We start from the raw sequence: 20,522 nt of genomic DNA, 5'->3' as shown, positions 1-20,522 counted from the left end.
AAGTTGAAACCTTGGTTTCAGAAATTTGTATTCAAATTAAAGTAGATAAGTAAGCATTTTTGTTTCATAAACAATAAATACAAAAATTATGAAAACAATTTTACTTAAACTACTACTTCTTGTTAGTTGTTTCTCATTTGCGCAATTACCAACAGATCATATTGCAGAATATCGATTTACAAATGGCGATTTAACAAACCTTGCAAACCCTGGAACAGGAGATTTAACTGGTGGTACAGTTGCATCAAATTTATTAAAAATCGATAGGTTTAATGTGGCTAATGCAGCTATTAGATCGAATGCAATTTCTAGAAACGGATATAAATTTACAGGTACAAATAATGAAATTAGTATTAGTTTTTGGGTACAAGGTTCTGCACCTACTTCTGGTAACCAACGTATTTTTGATATATTTGATTCTTCTGGAGATGGTTTTTCTATGAGAACTGGTCCTAGTAATACGTTAATTGCAAGATTTAAAAACAATGGAGATGATAACCAAAGTTCTCAATCTGGTTTAGCTATTTATAATGGAGATTGGCATCAAGTTGTATTTACAATTAAACATAGTCCTAGTGGTTATGATAATAGAGTTTATATTGATGGTGTTTTACACTCCAACTTATCTAATGGTGTAGATGCTAGTAATAGTAGTAATTTTTTAAGTTCTAATGCTACTTTTAGACTTTCTCCATTATCTGGTTCTCAAGGTTATTTTAGTAATATAGACGATATTGAGATTTTTAATAGGGAGTTAACACCTTTAGAAGTATATTCTATATTTTTAAATAGAAGTCCAGATGTTATTTATGTAAACCAAAATGCCACAGGAAATAACGATGGTAGTTCTTGGGCAGATGCTTTTACTAACCTACAAAGTGCTATAAACAGTGCTAGTAATAACGATCAATTATGGGTTGCTTCTGGTACTTATTTGCCAACAGCATTTGCAGTAACAAGCCAACAAACTACAAGAGATAAGACATTTTTATTAAAAAAACCATTGTTTATTTATGGTGGCTTTAACGGTTCAGAAACTTCGCTGTCGGAAAGAGATATAAATACAAATTCAACAATTTTATCTGGAGATTTAAATGCAGATGATAATACTACAATTACAACAGTAGAAACAACAAGACAAGACAATGCATATCATGTAGTAACTGTAAAAGGTAATTTTTCTAATGGAGGCGAATTAGATGGTTTTACAATTTCTGGAGGAAATTCAAATTCAACAGATAGAGATTTAGATTGTGCAACAGACCAAACACAGCAATACATTAAAGAAAGAGGAGCAGCAATTTATGCAAATCCAGATAGTGCAGGAAGAGCAATAATTATAAAAATTAAAAACTGTGTTATTGAAAATAATTCTGCAATTGGTATGGCAGCACTTTATTCTTCTAATCCTTGTGGCGCATCTAATACTTTAACAGATATAAATTTCGAAAACACCATAATTAGAAATAACTATTCAATAGATTTCTCAACAATTAGATATTCTGCTAGTGCCTTTGGAATAAAAAGTTATGGTAGTTTAGTAAACTGTTTAGTGTATGACAACACAACAATTAATGAAGCTTCAGCAATAACATTATCTGCGAATAGTTCTCATGTTAATAACTTAAATGTAAAAATTATAAATTCAACTTTTTCTAAAAACAATGGAAATACTACTGTTTTTAATTTAAACAATGCCCAAAAAGCTGTAATTGCAAACTCTGTTGTTTATGGTAATTCTGGTAGTAGTTTTGCTAATGTTGGTCAGAGTCCAACAGCTCAAAATAATATTATAGAAGGCGGATTTTTAGCAAGTATAAATCAAGATCCATTATTTACTGACGCTTCAAATAACGACTTTACACTACAAGCAAGTTCCCCAGCAATCGATTCTGGTGATAACTCTTTGGTACCAAATGCAATTACAACAGATTTGTTAGGAAATCAAAGAGTTTTTAATACAACTGTAGATATGGGCGCTTATGAATTTGGCTCTTCTTCTTTAAGTGTAGATAATTTTTTAAATGATGATAAAATCTCAATTTACCCAAATCCTGTTTCTTCAATATTAAATATTCGTATAACTTCTGAAGTTAAAAAAGTAATTATTTATAATTTACAGGGACAAAAAATCTTAGAAAGTATTTCTGATAAAATAGACGTCAGCAACTTTTCTAAAGGTATTTATATGTTGAAAGTGATTACTGAAAACAATAGAATCTCAACCAAAAAGTTTATAAAGAATTAGAAAAAAGGAAATTTACTAAAAAGGCTGTTCACATAAATTTATGTTGAACAGCCTTTTTTATTTGAGGATAAAACTACTCTAAAACTTCTAAAATAGCATTCCTTAAATCTTTAAATTCAGATTTTTTACTTCCACTATCAATATAAAAGAATTTTCCTTTCTTGTCGATTACAAAATAAGAAGGATATATTTGTTTTTTGTTGAATTTTCGACTCACATCCATTGCAGAATAGGCGATTTTAAAATTGAAAGGATGTACTTTCAAAAGTTTTTCAATTGTTGGTTTTCTATCTAAAGCTGGTGCTACAAATAAAATATCATCACGATTTTCGAACTCTTTATTTAGTTTATTTAACTTTGGAATATCAGTTAAACAAGGCAAACAAGAAGTAAACCAAAATTTAAAAACAACAACCATTCCTTTAGTATCTTCTTGGGTAATTTTGCGACCATCTAAAAGCCACAATTTAAAATCTGGAGCATTATCATTCACTTTAAAATTTTGTTGACTAACACCAGAAAGAGAAATGAAAAGAGTAAAAATTAAAATAAACTTTTTAAGCATTATTTTTTAGCAAAAAATTGAGTTACGTCTTTTAATTCTTCTGGTTTTGCGATAATTTTTTTGTCTTTATCTAAAATAAAATAAGTTGGTGTAGACATAATATTATACGTTCTCGCAATTTTGTTTTCCCATTTATTCAACCCTAAAACATGGTGCCAAGTTGGTAAAGTTGCTTTCATGTTTTTCCAACCAAAATCGTTTCTTTCTAAAGAAAAAGCAACCACTTTTACATCTGTTTTGTCTTGCATAAATTTATGCAATAATGGAATTTCTTTTAAACAATGAGAGCAATCTGTACTCCAAAAAACCAATACATACTTTTCAGCATCGTTTAAAGTAGAAAGTTTTAAGTTTATACCATTTTCTTTCCAAGAAAAATCGGGTGCAGTTCTACCAATTTCAGTAGCAAAAAGTGCTTTTTTCTCTTTTAAATACTCTTTATTTTGTAAACCTTCAGGAAGTTTTTCGTAGTAATTTTCAAAAAGGAAATCAATTAAATCTAAATTTCTAGTATTTTCGAACTGTGCCACTAAAAATTCTATAATATCTTTTTTAAATGGAGGGTTTTCTATTTTAGAAAGCACTGTTTTTATAGACTCTTTATATAGTTTTTGTTGCGCTTCTTTATTTTCGGAATAATTGATATAGAAAACGTAATCTGTAATTCTATCGACTAAAAACGAAGAGTTTATAAGTGTTTTATCTTTAAAATTCATATTGTCGAAAAAAGTAGTTGTCATATTAGACATATAGTCTTTCGCAGTTGTTTTTATTTCGGAAGGATTTGCTCTTAAAGTTGCCTTTATAAAAGGCTGTACATACATTCCGTTTGTGTTTTTTAGATACGTTTTCTGAATTGTATTTACGTTATTAAAAGCAGTTTTATAATCAGTTTTTAAATCTAAACTAGGCTTCTTAATCGCAGTAATTTGAAGTGAATCCAATTTCTGCTGTGCTTTAGAAATTTCGGTTAGATAATTTTTATAAATAATGTTTTCGTTAGACTTAGAAAATGTAACAGATTGCTCTGGATAATCTGGATGAAACGTAAAACTTACATCTTCTTTATTATAAATAAAATCAACAAAACTTGGGTTGGTTGTTCTATACGTAATTCTGTAAAAACCAGCTCTAGAAGTTTCTGGTAATTGAAACTGAAAAGTACCAATTGCTTGTTTATTCCCATCAATAACAATAGTATCTTTTTTAATGGTAGAGTTTTGTACAAATTGCTGTCTTGCTCCTTCAATTTTATATAAAATAACCCAATCTGTTTCCAAAGCATTCGTCATTGTTCCATTAACTGTATGCTGTGCTTGCGCTAAAGAGGAAATTAAAAATATAAATGCGAGTAATTTTTTCATTTTTTAATATTGATTTTTTTGTTCTTGTAAACCTATTTTCAAGAAGCATACCAAAAGTACTATTTCTCAATCAAAAAGGGTATATTGTGGCATAAAAATACGATAAATGAGTTTTTCTAACAAAGTAATTTGGATTACTGGAGCATCATCTGGAATTGGAAAAGCGTTGGCAATTGCATTTGCTGATAAAAATGCCAAATTAATTCTCTCTTCAAGAAAAAAAGAAGCCTTAGAATTGGTTAAAAACGAATGTAAAAACAACGAAAATGTAAAAATTATTACACTTGATTTAGAGGATTATAATAATTTACAAACCAAAGCAGTTGAAGCGATTGCTACATTTGGAAAAATAGATATTTTAATAAACAATGGAGGAATTAGCCAACGTTCGCTCGTAGAAAACACGCAAATTTCGGTGGATAAACGAATTATGGATATTAATTATTTGGGAACAGTAGCGCTTACAAAAGCACTTTTGCCACATTTTATAAAAAATAAAAGCGGACAGTTTGTAGTAACCACAAGTATTGTTGGTAAAATAGGAACTCCTTTACGATCTAGTTATGCAGCTAGCAAACATGCTCTACATGGTTTTTTCGATTGTTTACGAGCAGAAAATCACAAAAATAATATTGCTGTAACTTTGGTTTGTCCTGGCTTTATAAATACAAACGTTTCTAAAAATGCCTTAACTGGAGATGGAACTCCACAAGGTAAAATGGATGTTGCTACTGGAAATGGAATGTCTCCAGAACGTTTAGCAAAATTAATGATTAATGCAATAGAAAATAAAAAAGAGGAAGTTTATATAGCAGGAGCAAAAGAGAAATTAGGGGTATATACAAAAAGGTTTTTCCCAAAATTAATTTCTATTTTGGTTAGAAAAATGAGTGTTACATAAAAAAATATTATTCAAAATATTTTAAGGCATCAAAATAATTAATAATCGCTTCTTTCATTAAAACAGTTTGTTCTCCTGGTTTTAAATTTGGTAATTCTGTAAGAACTTTATAATGTGGCCAGCCCTCATCATCAAAAAAATCGAATTCATAATAACCATAAGGTTCTAGTAATTTACAAATAGCAATGTGCATTAAATTTACTTTTTCGTCTTTTTTAAAAGTTCTATGAGCTTGCCCAAGTTCTTGTACACCTATTAAATATATAATGCCATCCATATTTAACTCATCTCCATCTGCAAATTGATTGGTTAATTTCTCTGTTAAGAAATCCCATTTTTCTTTTAAGTTACTTATTTTTGGCATAGTAATTGAAATTTGCTGTAAAGATACAACCGCCATTTTTAAATTTTAAAAAAAAGATGTAGGTTTGAAGAAATTTTTTTGATGAATATTTTCGATATTATTATAGCTGCATTACTACTATTTGGCTTCGTTAGAGGTATAATGAAAGGGCTTTTTGTAGAGGTTGCTTCTTTAGTAGCTTTAATAGGTGGTGTTTATGGAGCGATACATTTCTCACATTTTATTGGAGATTTTTTAAAAGAATCCGTATCTTGGGAACAAGAATATATTTCTTTAGTTGCTTTTGCTGCAACCTTTGTTGTAATTATAATAATTATAGCTTTATTAGGTAAAATGCTTACAAAATTAGCAGATTTTGCTTCATTAGGTATTATTAATAAAGTTTTAGGTGGTGTTTTTGGAGCTCTAAAGATTGGTTTAATTTTAAGTGTAGTTTTTATTTTTTTTGGTAAAATGAACGATACAATTCCGTTTATTGAAAAAGAAACAATTAAAGAGTCTATCTTATTTGAACCTGTAAAAAAAATAGCCCCAACTATTTTCCCCTCAATTATTAAAGAAGAAAAAGAGGAAAAATCCTCTGAAGATATAGTTTAAACTATGTTGCATTTTGTTTAAATTGCGACATTAAAATAATAATAATGAAAAAATTTTACTTCCTTTTAGCTATTTTGTGCTCTTTTGCACTAATGTCTTCTAGTTCAAAAAAAGATTGTACAATCTTAAAAAACAATACATTTTCATATAAAAATGGAAGTAATAATGTGGTAGTTATTTTTAAAGAAAATAAACATGTAGAGTACCATAACAAAAGAAAACATTTTATAAAATCGGATATCGAATGGATTAACGATTGCGAATATTATTTAATCATCCAAGAAAGTACGTTGCCAAACTTTCCATTTAAAATGGGTACAAGAATGCATATAAAGGTAGATAAGGTAAGAGGGAAAAAAATCTACTATACTTCTACTTTAGGAGGTAGATCCTGGGAAGGAAGATTAACCAAAGCAAAACAAGCAAATTACGAATAATAAAAAACCCGAGATTTATCTCGGGTTTTTTTGTATTATAAAGATCATAAAACTTTTAAGCAGCTTTGTGTTTTCTTTTATTTGCAAAGAAACCTATAAAGCTTGCAGGATTTTTAAAAGCACCTTTTTCGGAAACCAATTCTATTTCTATATTTTTTTCTTTTGCTTTAAAGATAAAATCTTCTAAAATTTCTATAATATCATTATCTAAATACCTTGTTTTTAAAACATTTATTTCTAATTGAGAATTTTCTGGTAAACAATCTAGTTCTTTTAAAATCGCTCCTTTATTAAAAAATGTTACTTCTTCTGCCAAAGTAATTTTAATTTTATGAACTCCATTGCTTTTGTCTTCCATATGTAAAAAGTGAGAATTTTGATAACTTTTTAATAAAATAACAACAATTCCTACTACCAAACCTAAACTAATTCCGACTAATAAATTTGTAAACACAATACCAAGAACTGTTACCATAAATGGTACAAATTGTTTCCAACCCAATGTATACATTTGTTTAAATACAGTTGGCTTTGCTAATTTATAACCAACAATTAATAAAATAGCCGCTAATACAGAAAGTGGAATCTTATTTAATAGCTTAGGAATTAATATTACAGAAATTAATAATAAAACACCGTGTAAAATAACAGATAACTTTGTTTTACCACCCGACTGTATGTTCGCAGAACTTCTTACAATAACCTGTGTGATAGGCAAACCACCAATTAAACCAGAAACTACATTACCTGTTCCCTGTGCAATTAACTCTCTATTTGTTGGCGTTACATTTTTATCTGGATCTATTTTATCGGAAGCCTCCACAGATAAAAGTGTTTCTAAACTTGCAACTAATGCAATTGTAAATGCAGTTATCCAAACATCTATATTTGTAATAGCGGAAAAATTAGGAAAACTAAACTGACCTAAAAATGAGGCAATATCATTAGGAATTGGCACACTAACCAAGTGTGTTTCTGTAATACCAAATACGTCGTTAGATTTTGTGAATATAAAATATAGAATTCCTAAAACTACAGCAACTAATGGACCTTGTATTACAGTAAAAAATTTCGCCTTCTTGGCTAAAATATTATCCCAAAAAAGAATACATAAGAAACCAATAACACCAATTACTAAAGATCCTGTAGTTATATGTTCGAAAATATTAAATATTGCAGAGAAAGTATTTTCGCCAGAACTTTCTATAAAGCTATCTGCACCTTCAGGTTCTACATCATATCCAAAAAAGTGCGGAATTTGTTTTAAAATGATAATAATTCCAATTCCGGTTAACATTCCTTTAATTACTGAAGAAGGAAAATAATATCCAATAACTCCAGCTTTTAATAAACCGAATATTAATTGAATAATTCCTCCTAAAACAACAGCTACTAAAAAGTTTTCATAACCTCCTAATGTGCCTATTGCAGTTAAAACAATTGCAGCTAAACCAGCTGCTGGACCACTAACTCCTATTTTAGAACCACTTAAGGCTCCAACTACTATTCCTCCAATTACTCCTGAGATAATTCCAGAAAATAACGGGGCTCCACTTGCGAGAGCAATACCCAAACATAATGGTAATGCTACGAAAAATACTACTATACTTGCAGGTAAATCATTTTTTATGTGTTTAAACATGGGGACGTGTTTTTTGTTCCGAACATATATTGTTCAGAATTTGATTTTTAAAATAAATTGTGTGATTGAAGTCAAAATGACTTCATAATAAAATGGAAAAATTACGACAAAGTCTCTGGAGGTTGTGTTAAAATAATAGGATATTGAGAGATATAATTTGTAGTATTGTAGGCTAAGTTTTCTTCTTTTTGGATTATTTCTCGAAGAAATAAAGCCACATTAAAAGGTGCATACACTTTTAATCCTTCACTTATTGAGCTTCCAGTTGTATCTTCTTCTTCATTAAGCGCAAGAAAAACAGAAATATCCTGGTCTTTGTCCATGAAACTTATTAAAGTTGGAGCAGCGATTATTCCTAAGAATAAAAAAGTAAAAAAAAGTGCAATTCTAACTTTCAAAAAGGGTTATTTTAATTGAATGCAAAGATAACATTAGGCAAATTAAAATGTGTTAAAGCAAACATAAAGAAAAACTCATTTTTTTAAATTATAATAGAAAAAACCTTATAAAAATAAAAAACCCGAGATTTATCTCGGGTTTTTTGTTGAATATAAGTTTTGTTTTTTTCTAATAGAGCACTACAACATAGTTACTTCTCCAGTTTGTAAAGAATAAACACCACCAACTATTTTTATATCTCCATTGTCTTCCATTTCTTGAAGAATTGAACTTTTTTCTCTGATTCTATCAATAGTTAACAACACATTATTTTCAACAGTTTTAGCAACAAATTCTTTATTTGAAGAATTTGCTTCGCCATCTACTTCTTCCGAAGACTTTTTAACTGCAGGAATAATATTATCTAACATGGCAGTTATATTACCTAACTCAACACCATCGCAAGCCGCTTTTACAGCACCACAACTTTCGTGACCTAATACTAAAACTAGTTTGCTTCCAGCAACTGCACAAGAATATTCTAAACTTCCTAAAATATCTGTATTCTCGAAATTACCAGCAACTCTCGCTACAAAAATATCTCCAATAGTTTGGTCAAATACTTGCTCTACAGGTACTCTTGAGTCGATACAAGATAAAACAACTGCTTTTGGATATTGGCCACCAACAGTGTCTTTTACTAAAGCGTTATAATCTACATTTTCTAAAGTATTATTTATAAATCTTCTATTTCCGTCCAAAAGGTTTGTTAAAACATCATTTGGATTTAGGTTGTCTTGTGCGTTTTTGTTTAATGCTAATGTTCTCATAATTTTTAATTTTTAAATTCGTCTTTTACATTTTCTTTTACCCACTTCACACAAGTGTCAAAATTTTTAAATATGTGTTCTGTAGGTATAAAATCTGGAATGATATCTATTCGTTCCATCATATATCTTGGTTGTTTTAATAAATTAACAAACAAGACTTCAATATTCTTTTTCTTTAAATCTTGCAACATATCTTCCATGGCATACAACCCAGATTGATCCATATATTGCATTCTTCCTAATCTTAAAATAACTGTTTTCGCAGTTTCAGGAATTTGGAGTGACAGTGCTTGAAAATCACTAGTAGAACCAAAAAATAAAGGTCCTTTTATGTGCTTGATAAAAACTTCCTCTTTAAGATTTTCAGGGAAATCATACTCATCTGCCCAAGATTCTTCTTTTAAAGATTTTACGTCAGATCTTTCTGCTGTTAAATCCCCAATTTTCTTCATAAACATCAAAGAAGCAATTACCAACCCAATACCAACTGCATATACTAAGTTCCAAAAAGTAGATAGTAATAAAACAACCATCATAATTAAAACTTCCGAACTTAGTTTAATTGGACCAATTTTAATGTCTTTTGGCAAATATGGTATTGCTTTTAACCCTTTATAATCCATAACTCCAATACCAACTGTAATTAAAATTCCTGCTAAAACTGCAGCTGGAATCTTAGATGCTACAGGTCCTAAACCTAACATTATTATTAATAACATAATACCAGCGATCATTCCAGAAAGCTTGGTTTTTCCACCAGCATTAATATTTACAACTGTTCTAATAGTTGCACCAGCTCCAGGAATACCTCCAAATAACGCGGCTATACTATTTCCAATTCCTTGCCCTACCAATTCTTTATTTGGTTTGTGCTTTGTTTTAGTCATATTATCTGCAACAACACTTGTTAAAAGTGAATCTATGGCTCCCAAAAGAGCTAATGTTAAGGCTGTAAATATATATGGAGTTAGACTTCCTAAAGAAAAATTTGAGAAAATTTCCCATTTAATTTCTGGAATTCCACTAGGAATTTCTTGGATAGTCCTATAATCTAAACCAAAACCAACTGCAATTCCAGACATTACAATTAATGCAACTAATGTACTAGGAATTTTAGTAGTAACCCGTTTAAAGCCATAAATAATAAAAATGGTTCCTAAAGCTAATAATAATTCTAACCAACTAATATTCTGTATTGCCCTTGGAAAAGCTTTAATAGCACCTAATACACCAGATGTTTCTTTTGCGGCTAATGTTTCCGATTCTTTTAAAATATCTGCAGGTGTAATTTTGTTGGCTCTAGCTATGGTTTCTTTAAAATCTTCAAGTACTAAAATACCTTCTCCAGCTTCTTCTTTTAAAATATTTTCTAAAATTACTTCTTCGGCTTGTGGTTTAAATGTACTTACAAATTCGATATCTTCCTTCGGATAATATCCTACAGAAGGTAATATTTGCGTTAATAAAATAATAACACCAATCGCTGTCATAAAACCAGAAACTACTGGGTATGGAATATATCGAATGTATTTTCCTAAACCAATAACTCCTAAAATAATTTGAAACAGTCCTGCTAATAAGAAAACAGTTAAAATTGCTGGTAAAGCTTTGGTAACATCACCATCGTTTGCGGCAATAATACCTGCAATAACCACCATACTTACTGCTGTCATTGGTGCAGTTGGCCCAGAAATTTGAGTGTTTGTTCCTCCAAAAAGAGCAGCGAAAAAACTAATAAATATAGCTCCATATAAACCCGCACTTGGCCCCAATCCAGATGATACACCGAATGCTAAAGCTAATGGTAATGCTACAATTCCAGCAGTTATTCCACCGAAAGCATCTCCTTTAATATTTGAAAATAATTTTTTCATTACTTTTTTAAATTGATTAATTAGTAAACACCAAGTTAATCATTCTATTCTTAACACAAGCTTATTTTTAAAAAGCAATTTAATTTCTAATTACTTACCATTAAAGAACAATTTAAATTATTTAATATGCCTCCAATCTTAGATTTTGTTTCTTTCTCTCTATTTAGAAACAATAAGTCAATCTTATTTTTAGATAAATAGTTATTCACATTCTTAATTGTATTATCTCCACCCTCAAATACAAATTCTACAGTATTATTAGGATTAGATATTTTCTTTTCAACAGGATTTATTTGAAAAGATTTAAGAGGTTTGTTAGAATAAGAAGCTAAAGTTTCCATAAATCTATTTTCTGATAAATTTACGTTATTTAACAGCCCTAAAGAAATTTCTTCTTTTGCTTCTAATGGGTTTTCTTCGGAAACAATTAAAATAGTGCCATTAAATTCTTTTAAAATTAAATTGATAACATTATCTCCAAAAAAAGACAATATTTTAGACTTTCTTTTCCCTAAGAGAACAATATCTGGTTTTGTTTCTTTTATTTGATATCTAATTTCATCTTTTAAATTTCCAAATGAAATCTTATGATTTATAGGAATACTATTTACAGAAACATCATTAATCATTTTTTTAATTTGATTATCTGTTTCTATAAATGTTTTATTAATAGATCTCATTGCAGAAAGCTGACTCTCTTTTTCCACAACATCTGTAGGCTTTTTTACGCAGAAAAAATCAATTTCTCCTTGAACTACATTTGCTAAATCCACTCCTTTTTTAAGAATTTCAGATGTTGATTTATCAACATCTGCAAGCACTAAAATTTTACATTTATTATTCATAATTGTTTTTTTTATGCAGATTTTTTAGGTCTTAGGTTAAAAAATTCGATATAACTTGGAGGGTTTTCTACAATTCCTCTTTCCGAAATCAATTGAATATCTATATTTCTTTCTTTTACCTTGAATGCAAAATCTTCTAAAATTTCGATAATATCGTTATCTAAATATCTAGTTTTTCTAACATCTAATTCTAAGAAAGTATCCTTTGGTAAACTGTCTAATTCTTTTAAAATAGCACCTTTATTAAAGAAAGTAACTTCTTCTGCCAATGTCATTTTAATTCTGTGTTTTCCATTACTCTTATCTTCTATGTGTAAAAAGTGAGAATTCTGGAAACTCTTAATTAAAATTACAACAATACCAACTGCTAAACCTAAGGCAATACCTATTAATAAATCTGCGAAAACAATACCAATTACAGTCACAAAAAATGGTATCCATTGTTTCCAACCTAACTGAACCATTTCTTTAAATACAGTTGGTTTTGCTAACTTATAACCAACGACTAATAATATTGCTGCTAAAACAGATAAAGGTATTTTATTTAGTAAAGTAGGAATTAAAATCACAGAAATTAATAATAAAAAACCATGAATTATTGCAGATAACTTCGTTCTACCACCAGATTGAATATTTGCAGAACTTCTTACAATAACTTGTGTAATAGGCAAACCACCAATTAAACCAGAAATTACGTTTCCTGTTCCTTGTGCTAATAATTCTCTGTTTGTTGGAGTTACGTTTTTGTGCGGATCTAACTTATCTGTAGCTTCTACACATAATAAAGTTTCTAAACTTGCAACCAGAGCAATTGTAAATGCTGTTACCCAAACTTGTGGATTTGTAATTGCACCAAAATTCGGGAAGCTAAACTGCCCCAAGAAAGAATCGAAACTATCTGGTACAGGAACGCTTACTAAATGTTCTGAGTTAATACCATATTTAGAATTTTCGGTAGTAAAGAAATAATATACAATACCAGCAACCACTGCTACTAATGGCCCTTGAATTATCTGAAACACTTTTCCTTTTTTAGATAAAACATTACTCCAAAGTAATAAGATTCCCAATCCTATAAAACCAATAATTGTAGACCCTAAAGTAATATTGTCTGTAATATTTAAAATTGCAGAAAATGTATTTTCTCCTGAAGCTTCTATAAAACTATCTGCTCCTTCTGCTTCTGCATCATATCCAAAAAAGTGTGGAATTTGTTTTAAAATAATAATAATTCCAATACCTGTTAACATTCCTTTAATTACGGAAGATGGAAAATAATAACCAATAATTCCTGCTTTTAAAGCACCAAAAATTACTTGAATTATTCCTCCCAAAACTACAGCAACTAAAAAGTTTTCATAACCACCTAAAGTACCAATTGCTGTTAATACAATTGCTGCCAAACCAGCTGCTGGTCCACTTACTCCAATTTTAGAGCCACTTAAGCCTCCTACTACAATACCTCCAATAATTCCTGCAATTAACCCTGAAAAAAGAGGAGCTCCACTTGCTAATGCAATACCTAAACATAATGGTAATGCTACGAAAAATACCACTATACTTGCTGGCAAATCGTTTTTAATGTGTTTAAACATATATATATATATTTTCTCTCTGGGCATAGGTTGCCTAGAGTTTTGTTTTTAATAAATAAAATTGATCTTTTGTTATACTAATTCTAAATTATAGTACAAACTTGGGTGGTGGAGTGGTAACTTTAGAAAATTCAAAAATGTAGTTCTTAGAATAAAAACAAATGTTTTTGTTCGACTTAAATACGTTAGTCAAAACAACATTTATAAAGCTTGAAGAATGTATTTTTAGTTTTGTATCTTTATTAGATTCTCCTTTTCCTTTATTCTCTTCTTCTTCCTCACTAAAATTTAAAAAATAAGAAATATCTTGTGATGAATCCGTTAAACTAATAATAGTTGGAGTCACTATAAGACTAACGAATAAAACAGAAAAGAAAATTGCGATTCTTACTTTCAAAAGTTCATTATTTTTTAAAAACAAACAAACATAAGAAAGGTTTTTTATTTTTTTGTTAAAATAAAATTAAAAATTATTCAACAGTTTTATTTCACTTGAAATTATCCAACCAATCTTACCATCTATTAACTTAATCTTTTTCCAATTATCTATAGTGTCTAAAACAACAACTTTTGTACCCTCATGTAATGTAAAAACTTCTTCAGCATTTAAAGTTGGTGCATTTCTGACTTCTGTTTTTTCAGCAAAAACTATGGCTTCAATATTATTTTTTGTTTGATTATATTGGCTATATGTTATAAAAAGGGTAGCAATTAAAAGAATAAAACAGATGGCACTTATTGTAAAATAAGTTCTTTTTCTTCTTGGAGTATATGCAAAGTAAAATAGTAAAAATAATAGGGAAGCCACTAAAGAAAGCACCACCACAATTATTGCCCATTGATTGTAAGATAATTTCTGAAGGTAATTTGTGTTGAACCTTTGAAAAACGGTTTTTGGAACTTCTTCAATATTATCTAGAGCCAAACGTTTTGCAAAGATTAAATTATTTTTTACATCTTCGTTTAAAGGATCTATTTTTAATGCTTTTTCATAATAGAAAATAGTAGGCCCTACCTTATTTAATTTGTAATAAGCATTCCCTAAATTGTAATATAATTCTGATGAAATTACTTTCTCAGATTCAATCTTCTTATATTTTTCAATAGCTTCTTCGAATTGTCCGTTTTTGTACAATTCATTTGCGGAAACAAACAAACTATCTACATTCTGAGCATTTACAGAACTAGCGATTATCAAAAATAAAAACAGTATTTTTTTCATTTTTATAATTGTTTATCTAATTGAACAATAACTTCTTTTGCACGCTCAAATTCTTCTTTCATTTGAGTGGCTGTAAATGGTGTATATCTTGCAAAATCTGAGCTCTTTAAAACCTCAATAAATTGATGAATTGTGCTAGATTCCACTTTCTTACTTTCTAAAATTTCAGTAATTCTTTCTTTACTAATTTCAGAAGTTTCGATGCCTAACTTTGCTTTTAAGTAATTATGAAGTGCACGTTCTAAAGCCTCATAAAAAGCTTCTTTTTTACCTAATTGCTTTTGCGCTTCTGATAAATATTTTTTAGCTAATCTCTCAGCTTTTCTTGTTCTATTTCCAACAATATCGTTACTTCTTTCTTCATTTCTTTTGCCAATAAATATTCCGATTGGAATTGCAATTAATGGTAATAAAAGTAAAATATAAAACAAGTTCGATTTAAAGAAGTCTGACTTTTCAGCAGGTTCAAAAGTGGTTTTCGTAGCAATATATCTAAAATTTTCACCAGTTGAAATTACATCTCTTTTATTTACAGAAGTACTGTCAACAATTACCAGTTCTTTCCCTTCTTGTACATCTACAAATAAATCTTCAGTATCAATTGTTTTGTATTTTCCTTCTTTAGGGTTAAAGTAAGAAAAAGAAGTACTTGGAATTTTATATTTTCCTTTGTATTGTGGCACAACAGTATAAGAATCTGTTACAGAACCAGAGATTCCACTAGAATAAACATTTACTTTTTCTTTTCTTTCTGGTTGATAAATTTCTAACTCTACAGGAGTTTCTACACTTGGTAATTCGAATAATTTTAAATTTCCTTTTCCAGTAACTGCGACTTTAATTTCGGAAGTTTCATTCGCCTTCAAAATTTCTTTACTCAAAGAAACTTTAAAATCGAATTCTCCAACAGCGCCTGTAAAGTTTGCTGGTTTGCCTTCTAAAGGAAGACTTCTAGGACGAATTAATTTTTTTTCTGATGCAAATTCTTTACGAACATTACTGGTAATTGCATTTCCAAAGAAATCTGCTCTTCCTGTTGGAACACCAATAATTATGTCCATTTTCATGGGTTCGATTTCTAGTTTACCCGATTTTGTAGGAATTAATAAAGCTTTTTGTAAAACAATATACCTGTAATCCTCACCATTGTATTTTCCCATTTTAACGGGATAACCATTTATTTTAATATCCTGATTCCAAAATCCATTATATTTTGGTGCTTCTGTAACATTTGTATCGTAAACACTTACATTTTCACTAACATATAAACGATATTCAACATAAATTCCTTCGCCAACATAAGGTCTCGATTTAGAAATTTCTGCCACTAAATGAATATTTTGTTGTGCCACATAATTTGGGTCGTTTGGATCTTTAGGAATCTCTACAGCATCTAAAACGATAATTTTTATAGGATCTGTTTTTATTGTTTTTCCACCAATTTTAACACTTGCAGTACCAATAGAAAGTTCTCCTTTTCTAGTTGGTTGAATGATGTATGTGTAAGACTGAGAAAAAGTGGTTTTTCCATTTACCCAAGATTGGCTTACAGATTGGCTTGGGCCACCAACAACTCTAAAATTAGTAAAGTTTGGAGGTGTAAAATTTTCTCCACCTTGTTTGTTTATCGAAAACACAATTCGCAAACGTTGGTTTAAACCTAATTTATTTTTACTAACTTTTGCTTGAATTGTTGCTTCTTGCGCAACTAAGCTTGTCGTTAAAACAAAAAGCAATATCGATATGTAAAATTTCAACTTCATATTTGCCCCTCTTAATCTCCCCAAAGGGGAGAGACACTCTTATCTTAATTTTTCCGTTTTCTAACTTTCTTTAAATCTTTTTTATATAAAACTTAAAGTATGTGTTTTCTTCCCTTTGGGAAGAAGTAAAGATGGGCTTATTACCAATCTTTTTCTTGTTTTATTTTTTTACCCTTTGCCTTTTTAGCATTCATTTTCTTTTGGGTTTTTTTCTCCTCGTTATTTAAACTTTCCAATAACTGTTTTACTTGCTGAGGAGTCATTTGACCCTGTTTTGGTTTTGGCTTTTGTTGTTCTTTTTTATCGTCTTTTTTAGGATCTTTGTTTTTGTCCTTGTCTTTATCGCCTTTTCCGTCTTTATCTTTGTCCTCGTCCTTTTTATCCTTATCGTCTCCGTCTTTCTTGTCTTTATTTTTATCTTTATTCTTGTCGTCTTTGTCTTTGTTTTCCTTGTCTTTATCGTCCTTTTTATCTTTGTTTTTGTCGTCTTTATTTTGCTGATTTTCTTTATCTAACATTTTTTGAGCGACTGCCAAATTATAACGAGTTTCATCGTCATTAGGATTATTTCTCAAGGAACTTTTATAAGCATCTACAGCACCTTGATAGTTTTTTGCTTCCATTTGTGCATTTCCAATATTATGAAACGCTTCTGCCTTCGTAAACTTATCTGTTGCAGTTTTTGCTGTTAATTCGTATTGTGGAATTGCTTCTTTGAAGTTTTTATTTTGATAAAAAGCATTTCCTAAATTATAAGAAGCTTTATCGTAATTAGAATTGTTCCCCAACGCTTTTTGGTACGCCACAGAAGCATCTGTAAATTGCTGTTTTTGGTACAATTCATTTCCTTGACGTAACATTGTTCTTGCTTTTCTTTGCAATGCTATCGTATCTTTTTGTGCTACTATTTCTTTTGTTGAAAAGAGCAATAGAAAGATAATAAGTGTGTATTTTAATTTTTTCATCTTATTTTTTATTCTTTTCTTCATTAAATAAATCTGCTTTTCTTAGCCATTTTGTTTTCTTATCAAATAAGAAAATATCTAAAACTAAGAATAGCAATCCTAATGCCAAAAACCACTGAAATTGATCTTTATAATCTGAAAATTGTTTCGTTTCAAATTCATTTTTTTCTGCATTTGCAATAATATCTGCAATTGCACTTACAGGATTTTCGGTTACATTTCCATCCAAATATTTTCCGTTGGCAATATCTGCGATTTCTTCTAAAACCTCGGCGTTTCTTTTGGTGATAACAGTTTCACCTTTATTATCTTTTTTATAACCAACAACAGAATTATTTACACGAATAGGAATTGGACCTCCATTTTCCGTTCCAACACCAACAGCATAAATTTTTACACCTTCGTTTGCTAAATTTTGTGCAACTTGTTTTGTTTCTTCTTGATGATCTTCACCATCTGAAATAATAATTAGAAAACGATTTGTTTGTTCATCATTATTATAAAATGTTTTTGCCAGCTCTAAGGCTTCGCTAATTGCTGTTCCTTGGCTGGAAACCATATCTGGGTTTGCATTCTGCAAAAACATATTCGCAGCTCCATGATCTGTTGTAATTGGCAAAAGTGGGTACGAATTACCTGCATACACAATAATTCCGACTCTATCTGAACCTAATTTATCAATAATTTTAGAGATAATTTGTTTCGATTTTTCCAAACGATTTGGGGCAATATCTTCTGCCAACATACTTTTGGAAACATCTAAAGCAAAAACAATATCTACACCTTCTCTTTTTACCGTTTTTAGTTTAGTTCCCATTTTTGGGTTTACCAAAGAAATTACTAAAAAAGTAATTCCAATTGATAACATCACCAATTTTAAAACCGATTTGAATGTTGATGAGTTTGGCGCTAATTTCTGAAGTAAATCTGCATCAGAAAATTTACGCTGTGTTCTTTTTTTCCACCATAAAACCAATAGAAATAACACAACTATTGCTGGAATAATTGCGAGTAGATAAAAATAAATTGGTTCTTCTATTCTGTACATTTTTATATAAAACTCTTAAATATTGTGTTTCTCAACAAGAACTCTAATACCAATAAACCAAGAGCAAAAAAGACAAAAATTCTGAATTTTTCTTGATAATTATAGTATTTGAACTCCTCTATTTTTGTTTTTTCGAGTGTGTCAATTTCATCATAAATTTCTTTTAAAGATGAATTGTCTGTCGCTCTAAAATATTTCCCTTCAGTTTCTGTAGCAATATCTTTTAATAAAGCTTCATCTATCTCTACCTGTTGTTTTCTAAAATTTAATTTTCCTGTTCTTGGGTCTTTACTCCAAGGAAAATCTGCCATTCCATTGGTTCCAATTCCAATTGTGTAGACTTTAATTTTCAACTCTTTTGCCAATTCTGTTGCAGTTCTTGGGTCTATATTTCCAGAATTATTTACACCATCTGTTAACAAAATAATTACTTTACTTTTTGCTTTACTTTCCTTGAGTCTATTAACTCCAGAACCTAAACCCATTCCAATGGCAGTTCCGCCTTCTAATTGGCCCCATTTTAATTCGGAAATGGTTCTTTTTACAATGCTTTTATCGCTTGTAATTGGTGTTTGTGTAAAACTTTCACCTGCGTAAACTACGATTCCTATTCTGTCATTTGGTCTTCTGTCTACAAAATCTATCGCTACTTTTTTAAGTGCTTCTAATCTATTTGGCTTTAAATCTCTTGCTAACATACTTGCAGAAACATCAATTGCCATAACAATATCAATTCCTTTATTTGTTTTTGTTTTCTTGCTTACAGATACATTTCTTGGTCTTGCTAAAGCCACAATTATTGCCGCCAAAGCCAACAATCTTAACAAATATAAAAGAGGTTTTAATTTCGATAAAATAGAAGATTCTACTTTAAAACCTTTTACACTTGGCATGGTTAAAACTGCAGCGTCTTTTTTACGCATAAAGAAATACCAAACTGCCAAAAGTGGAATTAAAATTAACAGCCACAGAAATTCAGGATTATAAAACTCGAAATTATTCCAATTCATCATTTTCTTCAATAATTGGTTTAGGTTTTAAATTACTCACAATTTCTTGTGCATCTTTTCTATCTTCTTCAATCTCTAAAGCCAAAGGTTTCGATTTTGCAAACTTCACCAAATCTGCTTCTCTCAATAGACTTCTTAATTTATCTAAAGTGTCTTGCGAAGTTTGTATTGTATCTGACTTTTTGAAATCTCTAATCATTTCTAGAACTTCGTCTGTCGTGTTTTCTAAAGCAGGTACATTTAACTCACGTTCTATATAACCACGCACAATTTCCGTTAATTCACTATAATATTCTTTTACTTTATTGTTCTGCCACAATAATTTTTCGTCCAATTCACTCAACCTTAAAATAGCTTCTTCGTAAGGAGGCAATGTTCTATAAGTTGGTGCTTCAATTTCTTCTTTTCTTTTTCTGATAACAAACCAATAAATCCAGAAACCTATAATTGCCAAAGCAGCTAAAAGAATATAAAAATAGATTTTAAAATCGTCGAAAGTATAAGGTTCTTTTTTGATAGATTTAATCGGAAATTTTTTCACTTTAGTCGTATCTATAGCCACTGTAGCTACATTAACTAATAAAGAATCTGTAAAATATGCTCTATTTTTTACAAATATTTGTTGTTGAGGAATGTAAAATGCGCCACTATCGAAACCAGTTAAAATATACCTTCTGATGAGTGAGTTTTTAAGAGTATCAACTTTAGTAGAATCGATAACCTCCAAACCATTTAAACGTAATTTTGGAATAATTACATTCTGAGTTTCATCTACAGAAATTTTCAATTGAAATTGCTCACCAATTCTAATGTTAGTAGTATCAATTTCTGCTTTTACCATTCCTTCTTGTGCAAAACCAGAAAAAAAGAATAG

General features: G+C 29.7%; 20 protein-coding genes. 4 read left to right on the top strand and 16 right to left on the bottom strand.

Annotated features, from left to right (window positions below; genetic code table 11):
• Positions 1 to 88: 88 nt before the first annotated feature.
• The gene (locus H9I45_RS10185) at positions 89 to 2,248 is read left to right on the top strand and encodes a LamG-like jellyroll fold domain-containing protein (protein ID WP_088352395.1); all 2,160 of its coding nucleotides are present in this window, start codon (positions 89 to 91) and stop codon (positions 2,246 to 2,248) included.
• A gap of 73 nt (positions 2,249 to 2,321) precedes the next feature.
• Here H9I45_RS10185 and H9I45_RS10180 read toward each other — a convergent pair whose 3' ends face one another.
• Entirely contained in the window at positions 2,322 to 2,813 is a 492-nt protein-coding gene (locus H9I45_RS10180) for a TlpA family protein disulfide reductase (protein WP_088352394.1), read from the bottom strand.
• Positions 2,813 to 4,177, bottom strand: a complete 1,365-nt coding sequence (locus tag H9I45_RS10175; RefSeq protein WP_088352393.1) for a TlpA family protein disulfide reductase — start codon at positions 4,175 to 4,177, stop codon at positions 2,813 to 2,815. Before H9I45_RS10175 ends, H9I45_RS10180 begins: the two co-directional genes overlap by 1 nt.
• 106 nt (positions 4,178 to 4,283) lie before the next feature.
• On the opposite strand from H9I45_RS10175, the gene H9I45_RS10170 reads away from it, so the two are divergent.
• The gene (locus H9I45_RS10170) at positions 4,284 to 5,078 is read left to right on the top strand and encodes an SDR family oxidoreductase (RefSeq protein WP_088352392.1); all 795 of its coding nucleotides are present in this window, start codon (positions 4,284 to 4,286) and stop codon (positions 5,076 to 5,078) included.
• Positions 5,079 to 5,085: 7 nt separating this feature from the next.
• On the opposite strand, the gene H9I45_RS10165 is transcribed toward H9I45_RS10170, so the two are convergent.
• Complete coding sequence (locus tag H9I45_RS10165) at positions 5,086 to 5,442, bottom strand: hypothetical protein (RefSeq protein WP_088352823.1); 357 nt, start codon at positions 5,440 to 5,442, stop codon at positions 5,086 to 5,088.
• Positions 5,443 to 5,523: 81 nt separating this feature from the next.
• Here H9I45_RS10165 and H9I45_RS10160 point away from each other — a divergent pair, with 81 nt between their 5' ends.
• Positions 5,524 to 6,039, top strand: coding sequence for a CvpA family protein (locus H9I45_RS10160; RefSeq protein WP_088352391.1), 516 nt, complete (start codon positions 5,524 to 5,526; stop codon positions 6,037 to 6,039).
• A gap of 44 nt (positions 6,040 to 6,083) precedes the next feature.
• Positions 6,084 to 6,476 carry a hypothetical protein gene (locus H9I45_RS10155; protein ID WP_140422713.1) on the top strand — a complete coding sequence of 131 codons (393 nt, stop codon included), beginning with the start codon at positions 6,084 to 6,086 and terminating at the stop codon, positions 6,474 to 6,476.
• Between the two features lie 55 nt (positions 6,477 to 6,531).
• Here H9I45_RS10155 and H9I45_RS10150 read toward each other — a convergent pair whose 3' ends face one another.
• The 13 genes from H9I45_RS10150 to H9I45_RS10090 form a co-directional block, all read right to left on the bottom strand.
• A complete protein-coding gene (locus H9I45_RS10150; protein WP_088352389.1) occupies positions 6,532 to 8,118 on the bottom strand; it encodes a SulP family inorganic anion transporter in 1,587 nt (528 codons plus the stop codon).
• Positions 8,119 to 8,219: 101 nt separating this feature from the next.
• Complete coding sequence (locus H9I45_RS10145) at positions 8,220 to 8,516, bottom strand: hypothetical protein (RefSeq protein WP_088352388.1); 297 nt, start codon at positions 8,514 to 8,516, stop codon at positions 8,220 to 8,222.
• A gap of 180 nt (positions 8,517 to 8,696) precedes the next feature.
• Entirely contained in the window at positions 8,697 to 9,326 is a 630-nt protein-coding gene (locus tag H9I45_RS10140; RefSeq protein WP_088352387.1) for a carbonic anhydrase family protein, read from the bottom strand.
• A 5-nt stretch (positions 9,327 to 9,331) separates the two neighbouring features.
• Positions 9,332 to 11,200 carry a SulP family inorganic anion transporter gene (locus H9I45_RS10135; RefSeq protein ID WP_088352386.1) on the bottom strand — a complete coding sequence of 623 codons (1,869 nt, stop codon included), beginning with the start codon at positions 11,198 to 11,200 and terminating at the stop codon, positions 9,332 to 9,334.
• An 86-nt stretch (positions 11,201 to 11,286) separates the two neighbouring features.
• Positions 11,287 to 12,045 (bottom strand): adenine nucleotide alpha hydrolase family protein, encoded by a 759-nt coding sequence (locus H9I45_RS10130; protein ID WP_088352385.1) that lies wholly within the window; start codon positions 12,043 to 12,045, stop codon positions 11,287 to 11,289.
• An 11-nt stretch (positions 12,046 to 12,056) separates the two neighbouring features.
• Positions 12,057 to 13,640: a SulP family inorganic anion transporter gene (locus tag H9I45_RS10125; protein ID WP_088352384.1), complete on the bottom strand. Its 1,584-nt coding sequence runs from the start codon at positions 13,638 to 13,640 to the stop codon at positions 12,057 to 12,059.
• 88 nt (positions 13,641 to 13,728) lie between these two features.
• Positions 13,729 to 14,037, bottom strand: coding sequence for a hypothetical protein (locus H9I45_RS10120; RefSeq protein WP_228454852.1), 309 nt, complete (start codon positions 14,035 to 14,037; stop codon positions 13,729 to 13,731).
• Between the two features lie 66 nt (positions 14,038 to 14,103).
• Positions 14,104 to 14,862, bottom strand: a complete 759-nt coding sequence (locus H9I45_RS10115; RefSeq protein ID WP_088352383.1) for an SH3 domain-containing protein — start codon at positions 14,860 to 14,862, stop codon at positions 14,104 to 14,106.
• Between the two features lie 2 nt (positions 14,863 to 14,864).
• A complete protein-coding gene (locus tag H9I45_RS10110; protein ID WP_088352382.1) occupies positions 14,865 to 16,625 on the bottom strand; it encodes a BatD family protein in 1,761 nt (586 codons plus the stop codon).
• 140 nt (positions 16,626 to 16,765) lie between these two features.
• Positions 16,766 to 17,590, bottom strand: a complete 825-nt coding sequence (locus tag H9I45_RS10105; protein WP_088352821.1) for a tetratricopeptide repeat protein — start codon at positions 17,588 to 17,590, stop codon at positions 16,766 to 16,768.
• A gap of 1 nt (position 17,591) precedes the next feature.
• Positions 17,592 to 18,638, bottom strand: a complete 1,047-nt coding sequence (locus H9I45_RS10100; protein WP_176397505.1) for a VWA domain-containing protein — start codon at positions 18,636 to 18,638, stop codon at positions 17,592 to 17,594.
• Positions 18,639 to 18,640: 2 nt separating this feature from the next.
• The gene (locus tag H9I45_RS10095) at positions 18,641 to 19,648 is read right to left on the bottom strand and encodes a vWA domain-containing protein (protein WP_088352381.1); all 1,008 of its coding nucleotides are present in this window, start codon (positions 19,646 to 19,648) and stop codon (positions 18,641 to 18,643) included.
• On the bottom strand, positions 19,635 to 20,489 hold the full coding sequence (locus tag H9I45_RS10090) for a BatD family protein (RefSeq protein ID WP_394364902.1): 855 nt from the start codon (positions 20,487 to 20,489) through the stop codon (positions 19,635 to 19,637). Before H9I45_RS10090 ends, H9I45_RS10095 begins: the two co-directional genes overlap by 14 nt.
• Positions 20,490 to 20,522: the final 33 nt, after the last annotated feature.

The sequence above is a fragment of the Polaribacter haliotis genome (assembly GCF_014784055.1).
Lineage (GTDB): Bacteria > Bacteroidota > Bacteroidia > Flavobacteriales > Flavobacteriaceae > Polaribacter > Polaribacter haliotis.
This window is presented reverse-complemented; position numbering and strand designations above follow the sequence as displayed.

Excerpts from the sequence above, each read along its gene's own strand:
- H9I45_RS10185 (WP_088352395.1), top strand. The coding sequence starts at position 89 with ATGAAAACAATTTTACTTAAACTACTACTTCTTGTTAGTTGTTTCTCA.
- H9I45_RS10180 (WP_088352394.1), bottom strand. The coding sequence starts at position 2,813 with ATGCTTAAAAAGTTTATTTTAATTTTTACTCTTTTCATTTCTCTTTCT.
- H9I45_RS10175 (WP_088352393.1), bottom strand. The coding sequence starts at position 4,177 with ATGAAAAAATTACTCGCATTTATATTTTTAATTTCCTCTTTAGCGCAA.
- H9I45_RS10170 (WP_088352392.1), top strand. The coding sequence starts at position 4,284 with ATGAGTTTTTCTAACAAAGTAATTTGGATTACTGGAGCATCATCTGGA.
- H9I45_RS10165 (WP_088352823.1), bottom strand. The coding sequence starts at position 5,442 with ATGCCAAAAATAAGTAACTTAAAAGAAAAATGGGATTTCTTAACAGAG.
- H9I45_RS10160 (WP_088352391.1), top strand. The coding sequence starts at position 5,524 with ATGAATATTTTCGATATTATTATAGCTGCATTACTACTATTTGGCTTC.
- H9I45_RS10155 (WP_140422713.1), top strand. The coding sequence starts at position 6,084 with ATGAAAAAATTTTACTTCCTTTTAGCTATTTTGTGCTCTTTTGCACTA.
- H9I45_RS10150 (WP_088352389.1), bottom strand. The coding sequence starts at position 8,118 with ATGTTTAAACACATAAAAAATGATTTACCTGCAAGTATAGTAGTATTT.
- H9I45_RS10140 (WP_088352387.1), bottom strand. The coding sequence starts at position 9,326 with ATGAGAACATTAGCATTAAACAAAAACGCACAAGACAACCTAAATCCA.
- H9I45_RS10135 (WP_088352386.1), bottom strand. The coding sequence starts at position 11,200 with ATGAAAAAATTATTTTCAAATATTAAAGGAGATGCTTTCGGTGGAATA.
- H9I45_RS10130 (WP_088352385.1), bottom strand. The coding sequence starts at position 12,045 with ATGAATAATAAATGTAAAATTTTAGTGCTTGCAGATGTTGATAAATCA.
- H9I45_RS10125 (WP_088352384.1), bottom strand. The coding sequence starts at position 13,640 with ATGTTTAAACACATTAAAAACGATTTGCCAGCAAGTATAGTGGTATTT.
- H9I45_RS10115 (WP_088352383.1), bottom strand. The coding sequence starts at position 14,862 with ATGAAAAAAATACTGTTTTTATTTTTGATAATCGCTAGTTCTGTAAAT.
- H9I45_RS10110 (WP_088352382.1), bottom strand. The coding sequence starts at position 16,625 with ATGAAGTTGAAATTTTACATATCGATATTGCTTTTTGTTTTAACGACA.
- H9I45_RS10105 (WP_088352821.1), bottom strand. The coding sequence starts at position 17,590 with ATGAAAAAATTAAAATACACACTTATTATCTTTCTATTGCTCTTTTCA.
- H9I45_RS10100 (WP_176397505.1), bottom strand. The coding sequence starts at position 18,638 with ATGTACAGAATAGAAGAACCAATTTATTTTTATCTACTCGCAATTATT.
- H9I45_RS10095 (WP_088352381.1), bottom strand. The coding sequence starts at position 19,648 with ATGAATTGGAATAATTTCGAGTTTTATAATCCTGAATTTCTGTGGCTG.
- H9I45_RS10090 (WP_394364902.1), bottom strand. The coding sequence starts at position 20,489 with ATGGTAAAAGCAGAAATTGATACTACTAACATTAGAATTGGTGAGCAA.